At 48.6% G+C, this 24,400-nt stretch carries 22 protein-coding genes; 11 read left to right on the top strand and 11 right to left on the bottom strand.

Annotated features, from left to right (window positions below; genetic code table 11):
• Window positions 1-412: 412 nt before the first annotated feature.
• The 4 genes from C2I18_RS27905 to C2I18_RS27920 form a co-directional block, all read right to left on the bottom strand.
• The gene (locus C2I18_RS27905; protein WP_249898949.1) at window positions 413-2,959 is read right to left on the bottom strand and encodes a sensor domain-containing diguanylate cyclase; all 2,547 of its coding nucleotides are present in this window, start codon (window positions 2,957-2,959) and stop codon (window positions 413-415) included.
• A gap of 28 nt (window positions 2,960-2,987) precedes the next feature.
• A complete protein-coding gene (locus C2I18_RS27910; RefSeq protein WP_249898950.1) occupies window positions 2,988-3,611 on the bottom strand; it encodes a biliverdin-producing heme oxygenase in 624 nt (207 codons plus the stop codon).
• A gap of 194 nt (window positions 3,612-3,805) precedes the next feature.
• Complete coding sequence (gene murI / locus C2I18_RS27915) at window positions 3,806-4,582, bottom strand: glutamate racemase (RefSeq protein ID WP_249902274.1); 777 nt, start codon at window positions 4,580-4,582, stop codon at window positions 3,806-3,808.
• 129 nt (window positions 4,583-4,711) lie between these two features.
• Window positions 4,712-6,529 carry a right-handed parallel beta-helix repeat-containing protein gene (locus tag C2I18_RS27920; RefSeq protein WP_249898951.1) on the bottom strand — a complete coding sequence of 606 codons (1,818 nt, stop codon included), beginning with the start codon at window positions 6,527-6,529 and terminating at the stop codon, window positions 4,712-4,714.
• 248 nt (window positions 6,530-6,777) lie between these two features.
• Here C2I18_RS27920 and C2I18_RS27925 point away from each other — a divergent pair, with 248 nt between their 5' ends.
• The 3 genes from C2I18_RS27925 to C2I18_RS27935 all read left to right on the top strand — a co-directional run bounded on the left by C2I18_RS27925 (window position 6,778) and on the right by C2I18_RS27935 (window position 10,188).
• A complete protein-coding gene (locus tag C2I18_RS27925) occupies window positions 6,778-8,466 on the top strand; it encodes a methyl-accepting chemotaxis protein (RefSeq protein ID WP_249898952.1) in 1,689 nt (562 codons plus the stop codon).
• Between the two features lie 551 nt (window positions 8,467-9,017).
• Window positions 9,018-9,455 carry a MarR family winged helix-turn-helix transcriptional regulator gene (locus tag C2I18_RS27930; protein WP_249898953.1) on the top strand — a complete coding sequence of 146 codons (438 nt, stop codon included), beginning with the start codon at window positions 9,018-9,020 and terminating at the stop codon, window positions 9,453-9,455.
• Window positions 9,436-10,188: an SDR family NAD(P)-dependent oxidoreductase gene (locus C2I18_RS27935; protein WP_249898954.1), complete on the top strand. Its 753-nt coding sequence runs from the start codon at window positions 9,436-9,438 to the stop codon at window positions 10,186-10,188. Before C2I18_RS27930 ends, C2I18_RS27935 begins: the two co-directional genes overlap by 20 nt.
• Window positions 10,189-10,448: 260 nt before the next feature.
• Here C2I18_RS27935 and C2I18_RS27940 read toward each other — a convergent pair whose 3' ends face one another.
• The 6 genes from C2I18_RS27940 to melA form a co-directional block, all read right to left on the bottom strand.
• The gene (locus tag C2I18_RS27940) at window positions 10,449-10,793 is read right to left on the bottom strand and encodes a hypothetical protein (RefSeq protein ID WP_249898955.1); all 345 of its coding nucleotides are present in this window, start codon (window positions 10,791-10,793) and stop codon (window positions 10,449-10,451) included.
• Between the two features lie 72 nt (window positions 10,794-10,865).
• Window positions 10,866-11,504 (bottom strand): ABC-2 transporter permease, encoded by a 639-nt coding sequence (locus tag C2I18_RS27945; protein WP_249898956.1) that lies wholly within the window; start codon window positions 11,502-11,504, stop codon window positions 10,866-10,868.
• Window positions 11,497-12,366 (bottom strand): ABC transporter ATP-binding protein, encoded by an 870-nt coding sequence (locus tag C2I18_RS27950; RefSeq protein ID WP_249898957.1) that lies wholly within the window; start codon window positions 12,364-12,366, stop codon window positions 11,497-11,499. The genes C2I18_RS27945 and C2I18_RS27950 overlap by 8 nt, the downstream gene beginning before the upstream one ends.
• Window positions 12,363-12,743, bottom strand: coding sequence for a GntR family transcriptional regulator (locus C2I18_RS27955; protein WP_249898958.1), 381 nt, complete (start codon window positions 12,741-12,743; stop codon window positions 12,363-12,365). The genes C2I18_RS27950 and C2I18_RS27955 overlap by 4 nt, the downstream gene beginning before the upstream one ends.
• 148 nt (window positions 12,744-12,891) lie before the next feature.
• A complete protein-coding gene (locus tag C2I18_RS27960) occupies window positions 12,892-13,572 on the bottom strand; it encodes a M14 family metallopeptidase (RefSeq protein ID WP_249898959.1) in 681 nt (226 codons plus the stop codon).
• A gap of 195 nt (window positions 13,573-13,767) precedes the next feature.
• Window positions 13,768-15,069: an alpha-glucosidase/alpha-galactosidase gene (gene melA / locus C2I18_RS27965; protein WP_249898960.1), complete on the bottom strand. Its 1,302-nt coding sequence runs from the start codon at window positions 15,067-15,069 to the stop codon at window positions 13,768-13,770.
• 192 nt (window positions 15,070-15,261) lie between these two features.
• Between melA and C2I18_RS27970 the strand changes: the two genes are divergently transcribed.
• From C2I18_RS27970 to C2I18_RS28005, 8 genes are all read left to right on the top strand, one after another.
• Window positions 15,262-16,122 carry a helix-turn-helix domain-containing protein gene (locus C2I18_RS27970; RefSeq protein WP_249898961.1) on the top strand — a complete coding sequence of 287 codons (861 nt, stop codon included), beginning with the start codon at window positions 15,262-15,264 and terminating at the stop codon, window positions 16,120-16,122.
• 319 nt (window positions 16,123-16,441) lie between these two features.
• Window positions 16,442-17,572, top strand: coding sequence for a C45 family autoproteolytic acyltransferase/hydrolase (locus C2I18_RS27975; RefSeq protein ID WP_249898962.1), 1,131 nt, complete (start codon window positions 16,442-16,444; stop codon window positions 17,570-17,572).
• A gap of 96 nt (window positions 17,573-17,668) precedes the next feature.
• Window positions 17,669-17,839 carry a hypothetical protein gene (locus C2I18_RS27980; protein ID WP_249898963.1) on the top strand — a complete coding sequence of 57 codons (171 nt, stop codon included), beginning with the start codon at window positions 17,669-17,671 and terminating at the stop codon, window positions 17,837-17,839.
• Window positions 17,840-18,004: 165 nt separating this feature from the next.
• Window positions 18,005-18,940: a LacI family DNA-binding transcriptional regulator gene (locus C2I18_RS27985; RefSeq protein WP_249898964.1), complete on the top strand. Its 936-nt coding sequence runs from the start codon at window positions 18,005-18,007 to the stop codon at window positions 18,938-18,940.
• 52 nt (window positions 18,941-18,992) lie between these two features.
• Window positions 18,993-20,261, top strand: coding sequence for an MFS transporter (locus C2I18_RS27990; RefSeq protein ID WP_249898965.1), 1,269 nt, complete (start codon window positions 18,993-18,995; stop codon window positions 20,259-20,261).
• 18 nt (window positions 20,262-20,279) lie between these two features.
• Complete coding sequence (locus C2I18_RS27995) at window positions 20,280-21,050, top strand: GNAT family N-acetyltransferase (protein ID WP_249898966.1); 771 nt, start codon at window positions 20,280-20,282, stop codon at window positions 21,048-21,050.
• Between the two features lie 90 nt (window positions 21,051-21,140).
• Window positions 21,141-21,506, top strand: a complete 366-nt coding sequence (locus tag C2I18_RS28000) for a DUF4190 domain-containing protein (RefSeq protein WP_249898967.1) — start codon at window positions 21,141-21,143, stop codon at window positions 21,504-21,506.
• 168 nt (window positions 21,507-21,674) lie between these two features.
• Entirely contained in the window at window positions 21,675-22,793 is a 1,119-nt protein-coding gene (locus C2I18_RS28005) for an IS4 family transposase (protein WP_249898869.1), read from the top strand.
• A 434-nt stretch (window positions 22,794-23,227) separates the two neighbouring features.
• On the opposite strand, the gene C2I18_RS28010 is transcribed toward C2I18_RS28005, so the two are convergent.
• A complete protein-coding gene (locus C2I18_RS28010) occupies window positions 23,228-24,346 on the bottom strand; it encodes an IS4 family transposase (protein ID WP_249898869.1) in 1,119 nt (372 codons plus the stop codon).
• Between the last annotated feature and the right edge of the window lie 54 nt (window positions 24,347-24,400).

Consider the following 24,400-nt stretch of genomic DNA (forward strand, 5'->3'; position numbering starts at 1 on the left):
GGACACAGCGTCCGTTATTTGCCGAAAATCGCCCCGCTTCCACCGCTAACGGACCGTAGTTCCTTTATTCCGCTAAATGTTAGACAAATTACGCCCTTTCGGATGAAATAACGGACCTAGGGTCCGTTAGCCTTCCAAAACACACTTCTAGGGCAAAATAACGGATCTACAGTCCGTTAGCAAGCCAAGTAATCATTCCCCAGCGCGGATGATGTATCGGCGGAAAGAAGCGGTGTATGTATAAAGGAACCAGTGTGTTCATTCACGCTGACGGGATCGATGCGTGCAGTAAGGCTAACGGGATCAGTGCGTGCAGTATGTCTTTTATACAGGCGGTTATTAAATAAAACTCCTCTATCTAAAATGCAAAAAAACCCGCAGCACACGCGGGTCTTTACCGTTAAATTATGTCTTAAAGCTGAACTACACGGTTCTTCCCTGCCCGCTTTGCACTTGCCAATGCTTTTTCCGCCTGGCGGATCAGCTTGGCGTGGCTGCGCTGCAGCGTGGGTATCATACAAGCGACCCCGATGCTGACTGTCAGCGGATTGCCGTCCGGGAGCAGGTCTGCCGGCATTTGCAGAGTCGATACGGCTTGCCGGATTTTGTCGGCCAGTTCGACCGTTTCGTCCTGTGGTGTACCGGTCAAATACAGGGCAAACGTACCTCCGCTATACCGGGCAATAAATGCGTTATACTCCGTACTAAGTGCACCAAGCACATCGGCAACCCATTGCAGGATGAGATCTCCTCCTTGAAAACCCTGCATCGTGTTGTACACTTTGAAATTGTCGATATCCAGCATCATAAGACAGACCGGATCTCCTGTCTTCAGGCATTGCTCCCATTCAAGATACAGTGATTTCTCAAAATATTGCCGGTTAGGAATATCCGTCAGCGGATCCATATTCATATAGGTTTGCAGCTGGTCCGTTATATCTGTAAAGTCTTCATCCTTGGTTTCTGCCTCCGCCCGGTCTCTGACAATGATCCAATACGAAACCGCATCATCTAGTTGAACCTGTACGGCCGTTAATTCAACATTCAGCTCTGTCCCGTCCACTGCGGTAAGCGTCTCGTTCACCGTAGACAACTGTTCAGCAGAATACTCAAGACGCTCCAGCTCAGAGAGCAGCCTTGCCGCTTCATGCTCATGACGGAAAAGCTCATCAATCCCTTTGCCGATGATTTCAGTGTTATCAGCCGCGCGGAACAGTTCTGCCGCCCGGTCGTTGCAGTAGACGATTTTATTGCCGGTCAGTGTGAAAAAGGCTGCAGAGGAAATGTCCATGAGCTGCATGTATCTTTTTTCGTTTTCTTTAATAATCCGCTGGTTAAGCATGGCCTTCTCTTCAGCTTCAAGCAGCTGCTGCTCCGTGCGTTTGAGCAGAACACTGTTAAAGTCAGGGATGACCCGGATCTCCAGCTCGCGCCATGGCAATGAGGTCGATTCTACAACCTGTCTCCATTTTTCAAAAGATTTACGGGGAGACAGCCGCAAGCTGTCATTTTCCTGAATAACCGCTTTTGCCGGATCGCCTGCCCAATCAACGATCTGCACCACCTCCGGCCGAAACCAGATGATGTAGTCACTATGCTCTGTTGACAAGGCTGTATACATGACACCAGAAGCAAGATGCTTGTAGGTTTTGGCAGGCTTGTATTCCTGGCTGAGGCTTGAGGTGTGATAAATGTTGTCTTGAGCTTGCCGGGACAGCCATTTGGCCAGCTCTTCTACCTCACTGACGCCGGGAACAGCACCAAAAAGGGTCAGCTCTCCCTGATAACATACAGCAGCACCGGAAGATTTCATCACATCCAGCAATACCGATTCTTCTTGAATCAGCTGCTTAATTACAGCTTCAGCCGTTGTACTTCCTATAAAAATACCGGAAAGCCGGTTGATCTTGGTCTTAAGCTCGATCTCTTCCTGGTAGTTGTCCAGCTGCTGGCGCTGATACAGCTCACCGGAGAAAAATACACCCAGAAAGTTGCACAGGTTGCGGATTCGGTGCGGAATATATTTTACAGAGTTATGATGGCATGTAATCAGCCCCCACAGCTTCCCTTCATGAATCAGTGAGATGGTCATCGTGGCCTGCACACCCATATTATGAAGATACTCAAGATGCAGCGGGGAAACGCTGCGCAGCGTGGACAGGCTCAGATTGAGCGGCTGGCCCGTCTGGGGATTCAGTACCGGAAGGATCGGCACAGGCCGGTAGCTTACATCGACGATCAGACGAAGCCAGTTGCGCAAATACAGCTCACGTGCCTGTCTGGGGATATCAGAAGCCGGGTAGTGATGACCCAGGAACGGCTCCAATCCCTTTTTTTTCGCTTCGGCAATGACTTTCCCGTTCCAGTTCCCGTCAAACTCATACACCATTACCCTGTCGTACCCCAGAATGAGCCGCAGCTGATCAGCCGTCACCTGACTTGCCTCCACCCGGCTGCTGGTCTGCTTCAACATGTTAAAGAAGCTTTGTATCCATTCGAAGTCGTTCTGCGCAGTATGGGCTTCGTCGTTACCAGGCTCCAGCTCAAGAATGAGTGTGTTATCACTGTCATGCATGATCGCAAAAAAGGGCTTGTCCCCTTCAGGGGTATGAATGGTAACCTGCATATAGTCCAGCGCAGAAGGCACCGATCGGTTGCGGTACATTCTCACCATATGATCCAATTCCTGCTCCGGAATAAGCTCCTTCAGACTTTTACCCAGAATATCTTCATGGGCAATGCCCAGAAGCTCACCTGTATTCATACTGCTCTGAATGATCGTAAAATTGTCCGTTGAAACCGCCAGCAGCACGCCATGCGGCTGTATACTGCCCGGAATATGGATCGGCTCCTTTTCACAGTTGGTCAAATCAAGCGGTTCATTTAGCATTTCTCCGCCATCTGTCAGAAGAGTGCGATTCAGCAGCTCTTTGTTGTTGGGTTTGCCTGCTTCAGCCATCCAATCACTCCTTCATAATTATGTATATCTAGTTCGTATCCGTTGTCTGAGACGCTTCAGGTTCAACAAACCACCGATCCAGCAGACGAAAGGTATTCTTGGCCGCCTGTATCATTTCTTCTTCTGCTTCAGGTCTGTCTGCCGCCTTCTCCAGCTCACTGCAGAATGCCTTCCAGTGCTCACGGGTCGAATCACCATAACTGTTGAAATAATTCCCATTCACATGGGGATCAACCGGCAGGTACTTGGCTAGCATACGAATGATCATCTGGCCGCCAAGCGTCGAGCCTTCCAATACATACAAACAGCCCAGCGCTTTAGCATGCGTAGATACATCAGGCAAATCCGTGCACAACGGCAGCCGGGAAAGCGTCTCTTCGCTTAATCCAAGCGCGGATAAATCCCGCTCCAGCCATTCGCTTTTATTCCGGGCAGATTCATAAAGTACACCTTCCGCTGAATCTGTAATCCCGCTCAGACGAGCCTCTACCGGTTTCACAAAACCATAGAATTTGATAAGGTACGCTTCATATTTATCCATGGTAAGGCTATTATTCATGATCGCAGCCGCGTATTCATTCTTTTCAATTTGCTTGTGCAGCGGTGCCGTTTCTTCTTTTAGACGCTTCAGGATGTTGGATGCATTATCCATAGCTATATTATCTCCTTTAGACAATTTTGATAAAAATCTGATTAAATAATAGTGCGCTTCAATTCAGTGTACACATCAACATTAAATCCTACAAATTTTAAGTGAAATACTTAGATATGTACTATAAATAAACAAAATAGCCGATTAAAAAGCAAAGCCCTGCAAACAAAAAGGCTGCAAGGCTATTTCATGTATTACATTTCATCCAGCTTCAGCAGAAGCTTATTGTAATTTTCCAAAGTTTCCGGGTCTTCTACCTTTACTCCGGATTTAAAGTATACGATGTCCCCATTGCCGCTGTTAATCTGCTGATTGGCTTCCAGGATCCGTTTGAGGTTCGCTGCTGTCCCTGCGCTGCCGGATATGATGTCCACATCTTCAGGCAAAAGCTTTCTTAGTGTATTCGTAAAATACGGAAAATGCGTACAACCGAGGACTACCGTCCCATATTGGGTCAAATCAAATACAGCTAGCGCCCTTTTTAAATAACTTATAACCCTGTGTTCATCAAAATCAAACCGTTCCGCGAACTCCACCAGTCCCGGCAGTGCCAGACTCTCGACAATATCATGCTGATCCAGCCTTTTTACCAGCAGGTGAAACTTCTCTTCATTCAGCGTCAGGCTCGTGGCCAGAACAAGCACCTTCTTGCGGTGGATCTCCGACTTCTGCACAGCCGGTTTGACAGCCGGTTCAATTCCTAGGATCGGAAAATCATACTTTTCACGCAGCTCGCGGATGGCGACACTGGTTGCTGTATTGCAGGCAATGACAAGCGCTTTTACCTGCTGCTCTGCTATAAATGAAACCGCATCAAAGATATATTGTTTCACTTCTTCTTTAGCTTTCTCACCGTAAGGAACGTTCAAGGTATCCGCATAGAACAGATAATCCTCATGGGGCAGGATCCGAAGAGCCTGATGCAGCACGGTAATCCCGCCGATTCCGGAGTCAAAAAATCCAATCCGCATACACTCACTCATTTCGTACGTAATCATTGCTAACCTATTTTACCACATCAGCCTTTTAAAATTTGAAGAAAAAAGACAGGAAAAGCCCCCCGCCCAAACGGGCAGGAGGCTGCTGCTTCATTCATTCCATTATTTTACCGTCAGACGGAAGCCCTTGTGGATATAATTCCGCTTGGCATAGGCAATGTTGCTGGTTACGAGGTTGTTGAAGGTTGCCGCACCGTTGCCTGTGTAAGTGAACACCGCGGCACCCTTATGCGGACCGGAGAACCGGGAACTGGTAATACCGTCCAGGCCTGTACCTTTTATAGCAATGTTGTTAAAGACAATATTCTCGAATCCGCCGCCATATCCGAACTGGATCGCATCACGCTGTGTGTTCACAATATCGATGTTGTTAAAAGTCACGTTGCGGATGGCATCCGTAGATGCTTCCAGATCAATGGCACCGCGTTCCCCGTTATAGAGGTCTTTGCTCGTTCCGCTGTTCACGATGGTTGTATCCGAGATGACAATACCGGTATTGTTCTGGAAGTGGTGTCCAGGAAAAACTGTGTTTAACCGGATTCCGGACCCGCCTACCGTGTCGGTAATATAGTTATGATCCGCTTGATGCCCGCTGCCGCCGAAAAAGGCGATCCCCGCAGCACGCCAGTTATTCTCGATCGTGTTATAGGAAAAGGTGTTCTTTACGCCTGCACGTGCCCCGTTCGTACTGCTTGGCCAGACAGCCAGACCGTCGTCACCGTTATTGCGGATCGAACTGTTGCGGACCGTAGAATCGCTTGTGCCCTGCGCGAAATTAATACCGTCGGCAAGATTGTTGCGGATTCTGCTGTTCTCCACCGTAAGACCGGATGCATAGATCGCCGGCGTATGCGCGTAATCCCCTACCCACATCCCGGCTTCAAAATGCTCCACCCAAACGCTGCGGATCACCGAATTTTTGCCGAAATTGTCCATAAAACCTTTATATACGGCGTTCTGGCCATACCGGGAGCGGAGATTGGAATTCATATAGACATTGCTGAAATCCAGCTTGCCGGAGATTCTTAGCGAAATCCCTCCCCCTGACGGATTAGGATTCGTAAACTGCAGATGGGTGTGCCACATTCCCGCGCCGGTAACTGTAAGGTTTTTGATCATTTTGCCGACCGAACCGATTTCCCACATACCGCCCAGGTTAAATGTGCCTGCAGGAATATACAGCTTTTTCCCGCCTGCCACTGCCGCATTTACAGCGGCTTTGAAAGCTGCTAAGTCATCTTGCCCGTCGTTAGCCGCCGCACCGTGATCCGTGACCGAAACCGAATTTGCCGGACGGCTGATCACTGCGGGCACCGGTTCGATCTCCAGAAAGTCTACACCATATTTAATGCCGTCCCCGTTGTTCTTTTGGATGCGTATCGTGTCGCCGCTCTTGAGGGCCGTATCTAATTTAAAATGCACCTCATCAAAACGGAACAGCGGACGCCCCGCTTTAGGGGTATCTCCCGGCTTATCGCCAGTGAAATACTGCCAGCTGTAATAAGAGGTCAGCGGGACGGCCTTTGCTTTCTTCCCATTCACATATACATCCAGCGAGCCTTTCCGCCCCATACCGTCAGAGGAGTCAGGCATCGTAAACCTCATGGTTACACCTGCTCCGCCCTGTCCTGCCTTTACCGTCCACTGGGCATAAGCCCCTTTGGAAGGCAGTTCAATATAACGCTGCCCCGAAGCCTCTGAAGCCGTCAACGACTGGTTAAAAGTAGAGGCAGATTTCATAACGGCACCTCCGCCGCGTACAGCATTTTCCGTATCATACCGGCTGTAAGGCATACTTGCCCCCCGCCCGTTTGCCGTAACTGAAGCAGCTTCAGCCGTATAATCCGGTCCCCCCGCTGTAAACAGCATTGAAATCAGCATGGCTGCTATGACAGATCCTAGTGCATATTTCCTGCGCATTGATGCCCTCCCCATGATGTAAGTATTTGTACAGTTAGCCACTGATCTTGCTATAAAAATATACACGAAATACACCCAATACACAGTAATCCAATATCAGGAATTTTTTAGTTATATTTTATTGAAGAAAACTCTTTAGAAGTGGACGGCTGCATACGATATTAATAGAACAGAGATTTAAATTTCTTACATCAAGATGAGAGCGAGTTGTTGTCAAAATGAAGTTTGCGGCCAATCAAAGAGTTTCTGTGAAAATCATCGGGTTAATCGGGTTATCCATTCTGTTCATGTGCCTTATTGGCTTCTCCGGCTTCTACTATTTGAACAAAATCAATGCCAATGCCAAAGAGATGTACCGGCATAATATGATGCCTAACGAGCTTTTGAATCAGATTATTATCAATAACGCCCAGATTGACGGGCTGCAGCTGGAATTGATGATTAGCGAAAATTATAGCGCGGCGCGGCAAAAGGAAATAAACGACGAGATCGGCACCATTATCGACAGCAGCATCGCCGCACAGAAAGAGCTTGAAGCGATAGGAATGACAGATGAAATCAGGCAGCTTTATGATGCTTTTAAAAATAGTATCGGAGCAAGCAATGAAGCGCGTGACGCCATGCTGGCAAACCTTACGGCTAACCGGATTGCTGAAGCATACACCGTATACATTAATGAGCTCAAACCGGTCCGCAGCGGGATCATGAATACACTCGTATCCATCAAAAAAATTAACGAGGAATCTGCCGCACAGCTAAATGAGACGAATAAAAATGATGCTGCCGCCAGCCAAAGAAATCTTATTCTGCTGCTGCTGGCCTCCCTGATCGTCTGCGGAGCAGTAAGTGTATGGCTCTCCCGCATGATCACTTCCCCGCTGGGTAAACTGAAAATACTCATGCAAAAAGCGCAAAACGGAGATTTATCTGTACGCGGTTCGTATGACTCCAAAGATGAAATCGGCGTGCTGACTGCAGGCTTCAATGATATGATCGCCAGTCTTAGAGCCATTGTCTTCAAAATCGGCCAGCACTCCGAGATGCTCTCCGTCAGCTCGGAAGAACTGCTTGCCAGCTCCGCACAGACCAGTGAAGCCAGCAGCCATATTGCTGCTGAAATTCAAGAGGTAGCGGACGGCATGAGCGTCCAATTCAACAGCTCGCGGGAATGTACCCGGGCCATGGATGAAGTGGCGGCCGGTATCCAGCGGGTCGCAGAATCTGCGGCAGATGTGTCGGGTATCGCCCGGTACACCACAGATCAGGCACTGCACGGCAGTGAAAAAATCAGGCATGTAAGCGGACAGCTGGATTCCATCCTGCACACCTCGCAGGCTTCTGCAGCCGTTATCAAGAAGCTGGACCTGCATTCCCAGGAGATTGGCAGCATCGTGGATATCATTAAGGGAATTTCCGGCCAGATCAACCTGCTTGCCCTCAATGCATCCATTGAAGCTGCACGTGCCGGAGAACATGGACGCGGATTCGCAGTCGTAGCCCAAGAGGTGCGCAAGCTCGCGGAACAATCCAATCAGTCCTCTGAACAAATTTCCGCTATTATCACAGAGATTCAGTCTTCGACCTCAGAAGCTGTGGAAATGATGGAGAAGGAAAGCAGCGAAATCAGCCAAGGGCTGCAGGGTATGCTTGAGGCGAAGCGCTCTTTTGAGCAGATTGTCGGATCGATACAGGAGGTCAACCAGCAGCTGGAGGAAGTTTCGGCCGCATCGGAGCAAATCTCAGCCAGCTCGCAGGAGGTCAGCGCCTCGCTGCAGGTGACTGAGGAAATTGCCGGCTCGTCTTCCGGTAAAACGCAAAGCGTGGCAGCCGCTTCCGAGGAGCAGATGGCTACAATGAAGGAAGTCGAAGAAGCTGTAAAATCGCTGACTGCCATGGCTGAAGAGCTTCAGGAATTGTCCTCCCGGTTTGTGATTTAATCCTTATACGAATATTCATAAAATCCCCCTTAAGACCATATAATAAATGCGGTCAGATTGTATAGAAACCCAGCCTTTAATGCTCTGGGTTTCTTTGCTATGTTTCCATGTCTGCGGACGCGGCATCCGTTAACTGTCTCACCCTCTTTCGCATGCTAATGGACACTGCGTCCGTTATTTGCCTAATATCGCCCCGTTTCCACCGCTAACGGACCGTAGTTCCTTTATTCTGCTGAATGATGAGTGAATGAAGCCCTTTCGGATGAAATAACGAATCTAGGGTCCGTTAGGATTTCAAAACACATCTCCAGCGCAAAATAACGGATCTGGAGTCCGTTAGGATTAGTTGTTCTGGTGCGCGTGAGTTAACGGGTTGGAGCCGCCAAACGTGCCCAGACTTCACCATTTGACGGATGCGCACAAAAGGTTTACATTTAAATAGTTAAAAGTTTTAAACTATTAAGTTTATTTAAGTAATTTTAATCCTTTTACATTCGGGGTGATGATCACTGGATAAGCAGGAACTGCTTACAAGCTTAATAAGCCGGCATATGTTCACGCTGGTAGCCAGCTTTACCAAGCTGCTGGATAACAATCTGACTGCGCCTCAATATTTCATTTTGCAGACACTGGCCAAGCAGGACATGCAGACCAGTTCCTACTTTGCAGGAGCGCTGGATGTCACCCTCTCGGCCATTACCAACCTGAGCAGCAAGCTGGTACAAAAAGGTTATATTGAACGGGTCACATCCGAAACGGACAGACGCCAGGTCTATTTGAAAATTACGGATCAGGGACGTGCTGTCGAAGAGCGTATGCTTGAACAGTACCGGCAGCTGACAGATGGACTGTGGGAGGACTTCTCCGGTCCGGAGCTGGACGTGTTGATTCATTCATACCAGAAGATGATTCAGCACCTGGAGCTTAAAATGGACGGAACATCAACACACTTACAGGAGGATGAAACAAATGGGAAGACTAGATCATAAAGTAGCAGTGATTACCGGTGCAGCCGGAGGAATGGGCAAGGCAGACGCTCTCCTGTTCGCCAAAGAAGGCGCCAAGGTCGTCATTACAGATCTGCAGGAAGAGAAACTTCAGGAAGTGGTGCGTGAGATCCGGGAAAGCGGCGGCGAAGCTATCGGGTTCAAGCAAAATGTCACTTCAGAGGAAGATTGGGCCCGTGTAGTCGATGAGACTATAAAAAGTTTCGGTAAAATCGATATCCTGGTCAACAACGCAGGGGTTTCCGACCCGACTCCATTTATGGAACAGACGGTGGAACGCTGGGAGCGGACGATGAGCATCAATGTGACCAGCATTTTTCTGGGACAAAAGGCGGTTATCCCGCACATGATTGCCGGCGGCGGCGGTTCCATCGTGAATATCTCTTCCATTGCCGGTCTGACCGGCGGAAGCGGTGCAGGCCCGTACACTGCCAGCAAAGGGGCGGTACGTATGCTCACCAAAGCTACAGCCGTGGATAACGCAAAGCATAACATCCGTGCGAATTCCATTCATCCCGGCTACATTGAGACCCCGATGACCGAAGACCTGCTGAAGGATGACAAAATGAAGCAGTGGTTCTTCTCGCAGACACCGCTGATGCGCCTGGGTACGGCGGAAGATATTGCAAAGGGAGTCCTCTTCCTTGCTTCGGACGAATCCTCTTACATTACCGGTGTAGAGCTGCCGATTGACGGCGGTTATTTTGCCAAATAATACAGCTTAACGTAAACGGCCCTGCTGTACGGATGCTAATCCATACGGCAGGGCTGTTTACGTTAAAACAAATCAGAACATATGTTCTCTTCGCTAAAAAACGGCATTTATTCCCGCTTCACTCCCCTGCTTTCCGGCCAGTTGAACTTGGTTAGCAGGTGAATATAGCATAAGTTTATCTAAAAATGGATGAAAATTGTAATTGTTGATCATTCTTAACTTTTCACCACATGAGAACACATGTTCTAATTCGGTTTTAGTTACACCGCGAGCTCTACAGAACCGTCTTTATAAATATCCACTCTTTGCGCGCAGAGCAGCATGCCGGGGCCTGAAGCTGTCCCCTTCTCGAGCAAATCCTTCCCTCTGCGTTCCCAAAGCTCCACGTCATGGATAATATCGTACAGATAATAGCGCCCAGAGTTCGCAGCGCCCATCTCCTCCACAAATACGAACCGGTCCGGAAACAGCCTTGTGAACCATTCTGCCGCTTCGGTATGACTGGAGAACACCGGAAGGTCCTGTTGAAACCGGCCGGACAAGTACCGCTGCTTCAGTCTGCCGATCCTCACATAATAATCTTCGAGATTGTCTGCAGTAATCACAAGCAAGCCCCCTTCATGTGAAATTTGCATTAAGATACCACATTAAAAGGATGCCGGATATGACAATCTGCATTACACATCTTTTTTCAGAAAAATACGCAATGACAGCAAATATGAACTATAGATAACCACTATATAAGCCAGACCGGCGATAAGCGGGATCAATACACCGTCCGTATTCCCTGTCAGAATCCAGTTTGAGAATACGGGTACTTTTTGAGTCAGACGGCTAAAGGCAGTCACATTTAACATAATCATCATAATAAAAATAAGATTGACGACCTGCGCCCCTTTCTGGCCCAGCCAATAGTGAAGCGGCAAATAGATGGCAGCCAGCACAGGAAAGCTTCCGATGGACAGTAGGATCTCCCTCCAGGCTAACGGCTCGCTAGTCAATCCGAATGCATAGCCTGCTGTATAGAGCAATAGCGTAAATACAAGACTAATTACACAGTATGGTATAAGCGCCAAATATTTGGCTAATACAAGCTGCTGCCGGCGGAGCGGAAGGCTGACGAGGAACTTCTGATTGTTGTGCTGAACGTCCATCGTGCAGGAGTTGATCAGGAGCAGCATTGCCGGAAACAGGGTGAACATCGTATAGCTGTCAAAGTTCGTATAACCCATAAGAATAAAATACGGGATCAGCAGCAGCACGAACTTGCGGATCAGCGCGAAGTCTTTGCGGATTAAATAGAATGAGCTATACATGTGCCGCACTTCCTTTTACCGTAAAATACATAATCTCTTCCAGTGTCGGAACCTCGCAGATGGCATTGTCCCTGAAAAAGCGTTCACCCTCAGCCCGGCTGCCGAGCAGTCCCTCAAACCCGTGCGCGCTCTCACGGATCCCGATAAATAACCGCCGCACATCACGGTCAAGCAGCTCCTTGGCGCCCTTTACAAGCAGATATTTCTCTGCCTGCGACTCCTTCATCTCATTAAAAATGATCCGCCCGTCATTGATGAACACGATATAGTCTGCAACCCGGTCGAGATCGGCAGTGTTATGTGTAGAGAACAGTATGGACTTCCGCTCGTCCTGAATGTGCTCTGTCAACAAATCCAGCATCTCTCTGCGGAATACAGGATCAAGGCCTGATGTCGGTTCGTCCATGATCAGCAGGTCGGCGCCATGCGACAGGGCGACAGCCAGCGAAAATTTGATTTTCATCCCTTTGGACAGATCCTTGATCCGCTTGGTGGGCGGAAGCTTGAACAGCTCCTGGTATTTCTGATAGGTATGCTCGTCCCAGCGGCTGTAAAAAGGGGCAATAATCTTCTTCATCTGCTTAATGGTTAGGTGTTCATAGTAAATATTCTCATCCGACACGTAACCGATCCTCTCCCGGTTGGCAGCAGCATGGTGCAGATGGTCCCGGCCAAAAAGCTGTATGCTCCCGCTGTCCGGGTAGACCATGCCCATCATCATTTGGATAAGGGTGGTTTTGCCGGCACCGTTAGGACCGATCAGTCCGGTGATAAAACCTTCTTTAATCTGAAGTGAAATGTCCTGCAGGGCAAACCGGTCATAGCTTTTCTCCACATGCTCCATATGGATGACACTGTTCATTCTTTCTCCTCCTCATATAGCAGCTTCAGCATTTCTGTAAGCTCATCAAACGTTAGTCCCAGCTGGGTGCTCTCCTCAATGATCTCCTTCAGCTTGTTCTCGACAATCCGCAGCCGCTGTTCCCTGATGAATTCCTGATCCGCCCCGGATACAAACGAACCTTTCCCGACGATAGAGTTAATCAGCCCTTCCCGCTCCAGCTCCTCGTATGCCCGTTTAGTTGTAATTACACTGATCTGCAGCTCTTTGGCGAGCAGACGGATGGAAGGCAGCGGCGTTCCTGACTGCAGTTCCCCTTGGAGAATCATCTGGCGGACCTGTCCGACAATCTGTGCATAAATAGGCTCTCCAGATGTACTCGAAATCAATATGTTCATGTAGCGGCATCAGATCCTTCTGTGATTAATGTGTTTAGTGTATATATGTAATATATACACTAAACATTAAGCTGTCAATGCCGTATGTAAAAAGGCTGAACCTGAAGTTTCCTGCAGCAGCTCAGCCTAACGTCCATGACTCCTGTCTTTATCCTATTAATCCTGCAGCTCTTAAAAAATGGTGCACAATCTCGCTCTGATAACGGACCCGCAGCTGAAAATCCAGACTCCAGCAGGTTTCCACGGTAACCGCTTTGGCACCCAGCATCCGCTCTGCCGCCATTCTTGAAGTCCCGGTGCGTTCCCGGCGGCGGATGTTAAAGTGATATGAAGGATTAGAGATGGACTGGTTCATCCGTTTCACGATTTGTCTGGCAGTGGATGACGCCCGGCTCCCTTTGCTGATAATTAACGTCTGCCCTACACGTCTGGGATTTCTGGCCGACAGGCCGTTGGCTTCATGCAGATCCAGATACCAGGAAGGGCTGTGCTGCTTGGCCAGCCGGTATAACGCTGCCGAGAGCGGATGACTGGCCCGGACGCTGCCTGCATGCGGAAAAGTCCGGTTCAGATCCGGCTTTCCCCTGCTTTTCTTGCGGTACGCCTTCTTATTGACCAGCGGTACGATGACCAGCCGGCCTCTCAAAAGCATCATTTCCCCGCGGATGAACAACTCCGCCAGATTCTTTGCCGCCCGGATGCTTGCCCGTTCATTCCCGTGAATACCGGATACAATCATGAATACCGGGCCTGACTGAAGTCCGCTGACCACATAGTACGGCACAGCATAGAGAGTTCCGCCAGCCAGCGTGCTTTTCTCGACATACATCGGCTTCCACCCCCTGCTTAAGAATGAGGAACTGCCGTCATTGAATTGGATTAAGCATCCTGCCAAGTTCTTAATATATGTATGCGCTTTGTCCCTTCAACGTATGGATATTAGTCCGACACAGCAAAAAAGCCTGATTGCTCAGGCTTTTGTCGAATGCAGAGATGAATAGTTACTGATTATACGGGAGGATCATTAATTGTACTGCGGCAGCCAGTCGCCATGGGCAGCAATCAGCTCATCGCACATGCTGACGATGTCATCCATCGAGAGCTCGGCAACTGTATGCGGGTCCAGCATGGCTGCATGATAGATATGCTCTTTCTTGCGTGTCATCGCCGCTTCGATGGTCAGCAGCTGTGTGTTGATATTCGTGCGGTTAAGCGCCGCACATTGCGGAGGCAGGTCGCCGACATAGGTTGGCGTTACCCCGCTGCTGTCTACGAGACAAGGTACCTCGACACAGGCTTCTTTTGGCAGATTCGTAATCAGTCCACCAGTGTTCATTACATTTCCGCCAATCTTGAACGGCACATTGGTCTCGATCGCTTCCAGGATGTATGAGGCATATTCATGGGAACGTTCATGCTTCAGCTCCTGATTATTCACCAGCTCCTCACGCATCTGCTCCCACCGGCTGATCTGCTCCACACAGCGGCGCGGATACTCATCCAGAGGGATCTGGAAGCGGTCGATCAGCTCAGGATAATTTCTTTTGATAAAATACGGATGATATTCCGCATTATGCTCGGACGATTCTGTAATGTAATAGCCGAATTTCAGCATCATCTCATAGCGGACCATATCTCCGTGAGGCTCAAGCTGCTTCTCTGCGGCGCGGCGTTTGATCTCCGGGTACAGATCCTTGCCGTCCTTCGTCACCTCCAGCAGCCAGGCCATGTGGTTGATGCCGGCAATTTTGGCCTGCACCCCTTCCTGGCCGATGCCGAGGTGGCTGAACAGTCCGGGAATACACTGCTGCACGCTGTGGCATAATCCCACCGTTTTCACACCGCCGTAAGTGCTCATTACATTGGTAAGTACGGCCATAGGGTTCGTGTAATTCAGGAACAGCGCATCCGGGTAGACTTCGCAAATATCTGCAGCAAAATCAAGCATCACCGGAATCGTGCGCAAATTGCGGAAGATGCCGCCGATCCCTACGGTGTCCGCAATCGTCTGGCGCAGCCCGTATTTCTTCGGAATTTCAAAATCGGTAATGGTGCAGGGATCATACCCGCCGACCTGGATCGCATTGATTACATATTTGGCACCGCGCAGCGCCTCCTTACGGTCGGAATAAGCCTTAATGGTGCAGGTGCTGCCGCTGCTGCTTTTCAGATTATTGAGCATGTTCTCGGAGTCCTTCAGCCGCTGCAGATCAATATCATACAAGGCCAGCTCAAACCCTTGAAGGGCAGCAGTAGCCATGCAGTCGCCCAGGACGTTTTTGGCAAAAACAGTACTTCCGGCACCGATAAATGTAATTTTGGACATGATGAATCAGCCTCCTGTTTGCTGCGGAATACGCTTCTGTCGGATGAAACCATAACCATAGGAAGGAAAAGTATAGTTCCGAAAATGTTAATATAGAAGCTTTTTCCGCTGTTTTCTTCTATAATCACTATAGATTAGAACAGAAAGCGCAGCTATGGAGGAACACAAGTTAGATATGGAGGAATGTTGCATATGGATCCCGATCACTATGAATTTAACATAGGTATTAACCTCACACCGCTTGAACAGGATCTCGCCGTATTGTTCAGCGGTGAGGGAAGGCCGCATCCCCGGCATAAAATCGGACCGGCCGTACACGACTTCTATCTGATACATACTGTTATAGAAGGCGAAGGCCTGTTTCAGAACGGAACGTTCTCGCAGCAATGCCAGGCTGGAGATACGTTTGTTATTTTCCCCGGCTCACTTTTCAGTTATCAGGCTGATCACCATAATCCCTGGCACTATACCTGGGTAGCTTTGCAGGGAATTGGAGTTCAGGAGCTTCTTTCACATACCGGCATAACCCGGGAACTGCCTTTTATGCACTCGGATAACGTCCAGGAGCTTCACAGCCTGTACAACAAGATCCGGTTTGCATTCCGGCAGTCTCCGCAACCGCGGCTTGAGAGTCTGGAGGCTTCGGGCTGGGTGAGACTGCTGCTTCATCAGTTCGGTAAAGACAATTTGAACAGACTTCCGGCATATCCGGGTGAAATGCCCGAGATGATTGACCGGCAGATTGACCAGGCGATCCGCTGGATTTCCCTGCAGTTCCACCAGCAGATCAGCATTGATCACCTGGCGGCTTCGCTCGGCTATCACCGGGTCCACCTGTCCAAGGCGTTCAAACAGCGGACCGGCTTGTCGCCCAAACAGTTTCTGCTCAAAAAACGGATGGACAAAGCCAGAGAGCTGCTTGAGGGTACCCTGACCATCGATCAGGTAGCCTCCTCTGTAGGCTTCAATGATGCCTTATATTTCTCCAAGCAGTTCCGCAAGTACGCCGGAATGCCGCCGAGCGAGTACCGGGCGGGGAAGCGGAACGGGTGAGACGGGTTTTCACTCTACTTGGCACAACAAAGCGGAACATCCGGGGATGCTCCGCTTTGTTGTAAAGTCTCAGCGATAGTTAAACATATAACCATTTTCAATCCCAAACTCTTATCTATAATTTGCCATAAAAACATCATTATAACAAGAAAATCGACCATTTTTAAGTATTTCATACTGGCTAATGGTCAAGTTATAAACGATTGGAGCCATAATCTCCATTTTGAGGCCATACTGGCTTTGCTCTGCATTGAATCAGCACCCTATAATAAAACTACTCTGCGCAGAGAGTAATGTTATAAGGAGAGCCTTAAAGCCTATGGATTACAAAACAACACTATATCAGCATATCGTTACGGAAGGTACACATTATGAAATCGGCCGCGCTCTGGGAGCCATTGTTAAACAAGACCCGCCACTTCTGTCTTTCCTCTCTTCCCCCTTTATGGGCGCAGACTCCTTACTGCCTGACGCAGTTGAACATGCATTGAACTGTTTTGAACGCTACTGTCCGGGAATCAATGATGAAGTAAAAGGTTTTGCTCATGAAACCGGTATTAGAGAAGAAGAGGCAGTATTCTATTACTCCTATCTTCAGCCTTCCGGACATTGCAGCCAGGCGGCCATGCAAAGCGGGCGATTAAGCGGCAGCCGCACATACCATTTGCGCACCTACGAATATGGCTGGGAAGACGCGCCATATAACCAGCTGCTGCTCAGCACAACAAGGGTCACCGGGAAGCCGGCACATATAGGTTTCGCTTTGCAGTTATTCGGGCGTTATGACGGGATGAATGATCAGGGACTCAGCGTAACAACGACCTCGGGCAGAATCCGCCCGGACATGTCTGAGGCGGGATTTGTATTTCCGGGAGTCGTCCGGGCCCTGCTCGATCAATGTGTTTCCGTGAAGGAAGCGGTCTCTCTTATGCGTAGTATGCCGATTTCCGATTACAGGAATTTTCTAGTATCCGATGCAGCAGGAGGCATTGCTCTGATTGAAGTTGCCGGAACGCACAAAGAGATTAAGCTGGTCGAAGCCGCCCATACAAACTCTCCGCAGCTTGTTGTGTCCGCCAATCACTATACCCTCCCCTCCATGATGGCTCACAACTTGCAGGTAATGCATAATTCTAAGAATAGGTACGATGTTCTTCAGTCAGCCTTGTCCAGTAAAAGCGCATTTAATCATCCGCTTGAGGCCATGAAGAATGCTGTCAGCTATAGCCTGCCGCAAGGGGTGTGCTGTCATCATTACAGTGAAGGCTTTGGCACGCTGTGGTCCATGGTGTTTGATAACACCGGGCGGCAGGTACATATCTGTATGGGATCACCGAGGGCCAATCCCTGGATAAGCTTCGGCTTCGGTGATCCGCCGGGACTCAGCAGCTATACCGCCATTCTCCCTAACGAGACATCGGAAGCTTCATTTTGGAGCCCTATTCCGTAATAACCTGATAACAGCTCCCACGCACACATGACGCTTATGGCATAAAATTCATACGGCCTCCCCATACTACCGGAAGGACAACGGAGGTGAGAACTCATGCCCAAAAACAATTCAGATGCCAAATACGACAGAGCGGATAATAAAGCGGACAGCAAACACAATCAGCAGAACCGTGCTTCCATTATGGAAGAGCCGCAAATGCTGACCAATGATAAAGCCGAGGACTATGTTCCTAGCTTAAATGGTGTTACCAAGAACGAAACGTAACCGCCGCAAAAATGAAATATGATCTGTAAAAAGGCTGTGCTGCTCTTTGATTCTGATGAGTGCGCAGCCTTTTTGCGCTTCCAAAAGCACCGCTACCCTCTAATTGACTTGCCGGATGGGCAATGTTAGGCTTTTGGTTATAGCATGGTTAAGAGGAGAATCCGGATGAAGAAAGCCACGATGAAAGACATTGCCCGGCTGGCCAATGTATCGGTAGCCACGGTGAGCTATGTACTTAATGATGTTAAGAATCAGACCATACCCGAACCTACCCGGGAGAGCATTCTGCAGATCGCTAAGCAGCTTAACTATGTGCCCAATCTGGTGGCGCGTTCCCTCGTCAAGCAGCGGACCGGACTGGTCGGTATTCTGATCAACAAAACTGCCGATTTGCCTTACTGGAAGCGCCAAAGCTACCTCTCTCTCGCGGCGAACCTGGAAGCCAGGCTTACAGAGGCGGGCTATCATACGCTGCTTGTCAGCTTAAATCCGGAGGCGCCGGCCATGGATATTATCCGTGAGCGCAAGCTTGACGCAGTGTTTGTAGTGGATGTGAGAGATGATATGTTCTACAGGATTTCCGCCAATTTCACGGAGGGTGTGCCGCTGATTCTGATCGGCTGCCTGATCGGCGACCCTTTATTTAATCAGGTTAATTATAATATCCCCCAAGCGCTGGCTGCTGCACTTTCCGTCTCACAGACTTCTGCCTGTCTGGTGATGGAAGAGCATAATAACAAGGCTTTGGCCCAGTGGATTATTGACCAGTCAGGCTTACCCCACGAGTTAATTCATATCGTTAATGATTCTGCGGATAACCGGAGTACGCTGGAGTTTTTCGTGGAGCAGCACTGTGATAAGCACATCATTGTCATTAACGAATTTCTGGCAAAAGAAGTCGAACGTCTCGCCCCGGGCTCGGCAATATCTGCGGTCTGCACCTGTGGCGTACCGGAAATTCTCTCTGCGGCCACCCGTCCCATTTCTTTTCAAAATGACAGAGCAGCCTTGGCCTATGAGTTGATGTCTCTCCTTAGCAGCGGGCAGCCTGCTGACAGTTTGAAAAAGCAAAATCATTTTTGGGTTGATGTTCTGGAGTAATCTCCTTATAATAACTTAAACGATTAAGTTAAGTTGTTAAGGGGGCCAGTTCATGCATGCACCTGCTTCCGGAAGTGCTGCACCGTTACATTCAGCGCAGCCTGCATATCCTGTTTTACGTAAAAACAAAGTATTTCTGCTGCTGTTCACAGCCAGTACGCTTTCGGTTCTGGGCAATGCCTTCCACAGCCTTGCACTAAGCTTGTGGGTACTGCAGGAAACAGGCAGTGCAAAAATGATGAGCATCCTGACGGTAAGCAATCTCATCATTTGCTCGCTTCTGGGCAGTCTGACCGGTACGGCCGCCGACCGCATTAACCGCAGAACACTGATTCTCTCCGCTTATGCCGTGCAGAGCATAACCGTTCTGGGGATTGCTTTTGCCTTGACGAAGCCTGATGTTTCCTTCATCCTGATTGTAATCCTCACCGGAATCGCCACTTCCGCAGGGCAATTTCACGCCCCCGCCTTTCAGGCTTCCCTGCTGACTGTCGTCGGCAAAAAGTACATTCAGCAGGCTGCCGGCCTGATGACCTTGTCCGAGAATATTTCACGCACGGCAGGTTACGCCCTGGGAGGGATTTTTGTCGCCGCTTTTGGCGGGGCCTGGGCGATTTTTGTGGACGGCATTGCCTTTATGATCTCTTTCCTTCTCGTGCTGGCCGCCGGTCGCTTCGCAAGTACCAATACGTCATCATACAAACAGAAGACAAACACCTTTAAGCAGGATGTGATCGGCGGATTCCGCTATATCTGGAGCAATCCTTTTGCCAAGGCGGTGGTTCTCCTGCTGCCTGTCTTATCTTTATTCTTCCTCTCCTGTCTTATGCTCACACAGGTTATGGCCGTGCAGGTCTGGAAAGCCATCCCTTTTCAGTTCGGACTAATGGAAGCGTGTATCCCGCTTGGCTATATGCTGGGTTCGGGTCTTATCCTGACTATGGGCAGCAGAATCAAAAGGCGCGGAGCTGTGGTTGCCGGCAGCATCCTTTTGCTGGGCCCTCTATATGCAATTCTCGCTGTAACGGGCTCTATGGCTGTGGCGATCCCGCTCATTCTTCTCATCGGGTTCACCTTTTCATTCAGTACGCTGCTGATTAACATCATCTTAAGGCTGGAGGTGCCGGAAGGTTTGCAGGGAAGAATGTTCGGCGTACTGGGTTCCCTGATGAGTGTCAGCCCACCGCTCGGGCTTGCTGTCTTTTCTGCGGCAGCAGACCAGTTCGGGGCACCTGTAACGATGCTCTCAGCAGGCCTTCTGCTATTGCTGTTTGGCACAGCCGCCGTGGCCGGGCTTAAAGAAGTCCGCCGATATCATTAGAGTAGGAGTGAAGGACTGTTGATTCCACAAGAACAGATCTTAAGTTACTTGCGTAAGAATCCCTTGAAGAACATTACTCCGCTAAAAATGCTGACGGCTTATCATCAGGTCATGGACAGCATTCTGATTGAGCAGAATAAGGAATGGGGAATTCTTCTGCTGCTCCCGGCCAAGGCATTCCCCTATGACCAGGAAGCCTATCCACAAGCGGACTTAGTGGTTATGATGGACTGCAGCAGTCCGGAAGTGATTCCCGCACTTGTTAGAAGGCTCCCGCCTGATGCCAAACTGGTTTTTAAGCTGCAGCAGGAAAATAGAATAGCCGTACAAGAGCATCTGTCCCTGCAGCCGGTCTGCAGCTTCTACTCTTACACCGCTTCCGCAGGCCGGCATTTTCCTTACGACAACGAAAGTGTGTTAAGTGAGACCCTTCATGAGCGGCTGCTGCCGCTGTGGAGAGCTAACGGTTATTCCAGTGAGGAGCTGGAGCATTATTTTCAGGAAGGCGCATTCTCGGTTTCCATCTTCGACGGGTCAGCTCCGCTTAGTACATGCTTTATATTCCGGAATACGGAGCAGATTTGGGAGATTGGCGGTGTGCATACAGCTGCAGCCGGCAGAAGGAAAGGGTTCGCGCAGCGCCTAGTCCGGACGGCAGTATACCATATTTTGCAGCGGGGGTATGTTCCCAGATATCAGGTTCTGGATACCAATCTGCCTTCAGTCCGGTTAGCCGAATCTGCCGGTCTGACACTCGCGGTGAAGCTGGAGCACTGGACCAATTACTGAGATATTTTATTTTATTGCTGCCAAAACAAGGGGGAAGCGTATATACTCATAGAAAAATGCACTTTATCTTATACTTAAAAGGAGTTACAAATGAGCTATCCGCCGCTTGAACCAAATTATAATCAGAATTACCATTATCAGTATCCGCCGCCTCCACCGCCTGGCCGCACGAACGGCAAATCGGTCGCCTCGCTGGTGCTGGGGATTCTGTCCATTGTGACACCTTATATCGGCCTTCTGTTCGGAATCATCGCTATTATTCTTTCCGCGTTTTCGCTCAGAGAGATCCGTAACCGCTATGAACAGGGCAAAGGGCTGGCGATCGCCGGACTGGTATGCGGGATTATCGGGACCGTGATTTACGCAGTTATCCTGCTGCTGCTTATGCTTACCATCGTATTTTTCAATAATATCGACACGAATTTCAATACCTTCAACAGCTGGAACAACATTTAAGTTGGAACAATACAGAAGCTGATCCGGAGAAGAACCGGGCGGCTTCTTTTTTCATCTAGAGGTTATAGTTTTCTAGGCCTGTTGATTAACCAAAAAAAGGTAGCAAAAAGGCCGCTCATTCGGTAAAGTGTTTGTACCCCTACAAACCATCCGAAACGAGGCGACCTCATGAAAAAGTCTACTTCATTATCGAATATTCTGCAATTAGTGATTCCTGAAGAAAAATTACGTCCCATCCTCGAAGAATTAAATTATGTCGATGTGGGACGAAAATTTACGGTCTATGATTTACTTCTCTTCTTGGGCGAAGCTGCCTTCCAGCAGTGGAAGGGATACCGGGATGGGGTACAACGAATGGCTCTTAGCGGGCTAAGTTCTGTGAATCACTCCACCCTTTCCAAAAAAGCCAAAGACGTTCCTTATGAATTATTCAAGCGTTTGCTGAATGTAATGATTGGACTGTGTAACCGAAAAACGAAGCGTAAACTCGGCATTCCAAAGGAACTGCTCATCGTTGATTCCACTACCATTTCTGTAGGTCTGGGCCGGCTGCCTTGGGCTCCGATTAAAGGCGAAAAAGCCGGCGTTAAGCTACATGCAGGAATCATTGGCGACCGGATGGAGCTGCACAAAGTCACCGAAACGACAGGTAAAGAGCATGATTTGAATAGTTGCAAAGACTTGCTGGATAGCCAATATATTTTAGTTGCAGACCGCTCTTACGGTAAACACAAGTTGTTTGACCTGTACCAAGCACGGGAGGATAGACAATACTTTGTGATTCGGCTTCACAATAATACTACATTTACGAATCCGATTTCCCGACACCGAAAGCGTCCATTTTCCGGAAGTATTGAGCAGGATTTAACCTGCCAATTGGGCAAAAAGAAGGCTCTTTCCGAGAACCGGTTTCGGGTGGTCATTCTTAAAGATCCCAAAGGAAAGCCGGTTATTCTTGCTACAAATCTGCACTGGTACTCCCCTGAAGGGATCGCAAATATTTATAAAAAACGTTGGCAAATTGAAGTCTTTTTTCGTTGGATAAAGCAGCATTTAAACATTCCGAGACTATTTGGAACGACGGAAAACGCAGTGTATGGACAGTTGTACATGGCTTTATTGGTTTATGTTTTGCTTAAATTTCTGTTTGAACAAGGAAACGCTACCGTACATTTTAGCGCTAAATTAACATTTGCCGACTTTGACCGGTTATTTACATTGCAAACATTACCGCTGGAGTGGAGGATTTACTTAGCCGATGCCGCGGATATAATTACCAGAATATAGATAATCAACAGGCCTAGAGGAAATCCAATTAAGCTATAGAGCAGCCGGCCTCCGAAACCCTTGCAACCTCTCTAACGGACCGAGGATCTCTTATTTCCTCCATATGTACTATTTTAGGCAGCTAACGGACACCAGTTCCTTTATTTATGGTATCTTGCCACGAAAAGGTCTGTTACTGACGAAATAAGGGAACTACGGTCCGTTAGCACAGGGAAAAGCCCCTAAATGGGCAAATAAGGGAACTACAGTCCGTTACAGTCTGAAGGTCGCTAGTGGGTTTATAAAGGAAGGTTTGTAAGACAAGCTCAGTAGTTAAATTCAAAATCACCTGTTCATCGAAGTGATTTATTCCGCATAATTAATGCCGTGTAATTTTACGTGGAATAGAGGGTAGCAGGGGACATTATTGGAAAACTATTAGGCCTGTTGATTATCTATATTCTGGTAATTATATCCGCGGCATCGGCTAAGTAAATCCTCCACTCCAGCGGTAATGTTTGCAATGTAAATAACCGGTCAAAGTCGGCAAATGTTAATTTAGCGCTAAAATGTACGGTAGCGTTTCCTTGTTCAAACAGAAATTTAAGCAAAACATAAACCAATAAAGCCATGTACAACTGTCCATACACTGCGTTTTCCGTCGTTCCAAATAGTCTCGGAATGTTTAAATGCTGCTTTATCCAACGAAAAAAGACTTCAATTTGCCAACGTTTTTTATAAATATTTGCGATCCCTTCAGGGGAGTACCAGTGCAGATTTGTAGCAAGAATAACCGGCTTTCCTTTGGGATCTTTAAGAATGACCACCCGAAACCGGTTCTCGGAAAGAGCCTTCTTTTTGCCCAATTGGCAGGTTAAATCCTGCTCAATACTTCCGGAAAATGGACGCTTTCGGTGTCGGGAAATCGGATTCGTAAATGTAGTATTATTGTGAAGCCGAATCACAAAGTATTGTCTATCCTCCCGTGCTTGGTACAGGTCAAACAACTTGTGTTTACCGTAAGAGCGGTCTGCAACTAAAATATATTGGCTATCCAGCAAGTCTTTGCAACTATTCAAATCATGCTCTTTACCTGTCGTTTCGGTGACTTTGTGCAGCTCCATCCGGTCGCCAATGATTCCTGCATGTAGCTTAACGCCGGCTTTTTCGCCTTTAATCGGAGCCCAAGGCAGCCGGCCCAGACCTACAGAAATGGTAGTGGAATCAACGATGAGCAGTTCCTTTGGAATGCCGAGTTTACGCTTCGTTTTTCGGTTACACAGTCCAATCATTACATTCAGCAAACGCTTGAATAATTCATAAGGAACGTCTTTGGCTTTTTTGGAAAGGGTGGAGTGATTCACAGAACTTAGCCCGCTAAGAGCCATTCGTTGTACCCCATCCCGGTATCCCTTCCACTGCTGGAAGGCAGCTTCGCCCAAGAAGAGAAGTAAATCATAGACCGTAAATTTTCGTCCCACATCGACATAATTTAATTCTTCGAGGATGGGACGTAATTTTTCTTCAGGAATCACTAATTGCAGAATATTCGATAATGAAGTAGACTTTTTCATGAGGTCGCCTCGTTTCGGATGGTTTGTAGGGGTACAAACACTTTACCGAATGAG

This window comes from Paenibacillus sp. PK3_47, assembly GCF_023520895.1.
Lineage (GTDB): Bacteria > Bacillota > Bacilli > Paenibacillales > Paenibacillaceae > Paenibacillus_AQ.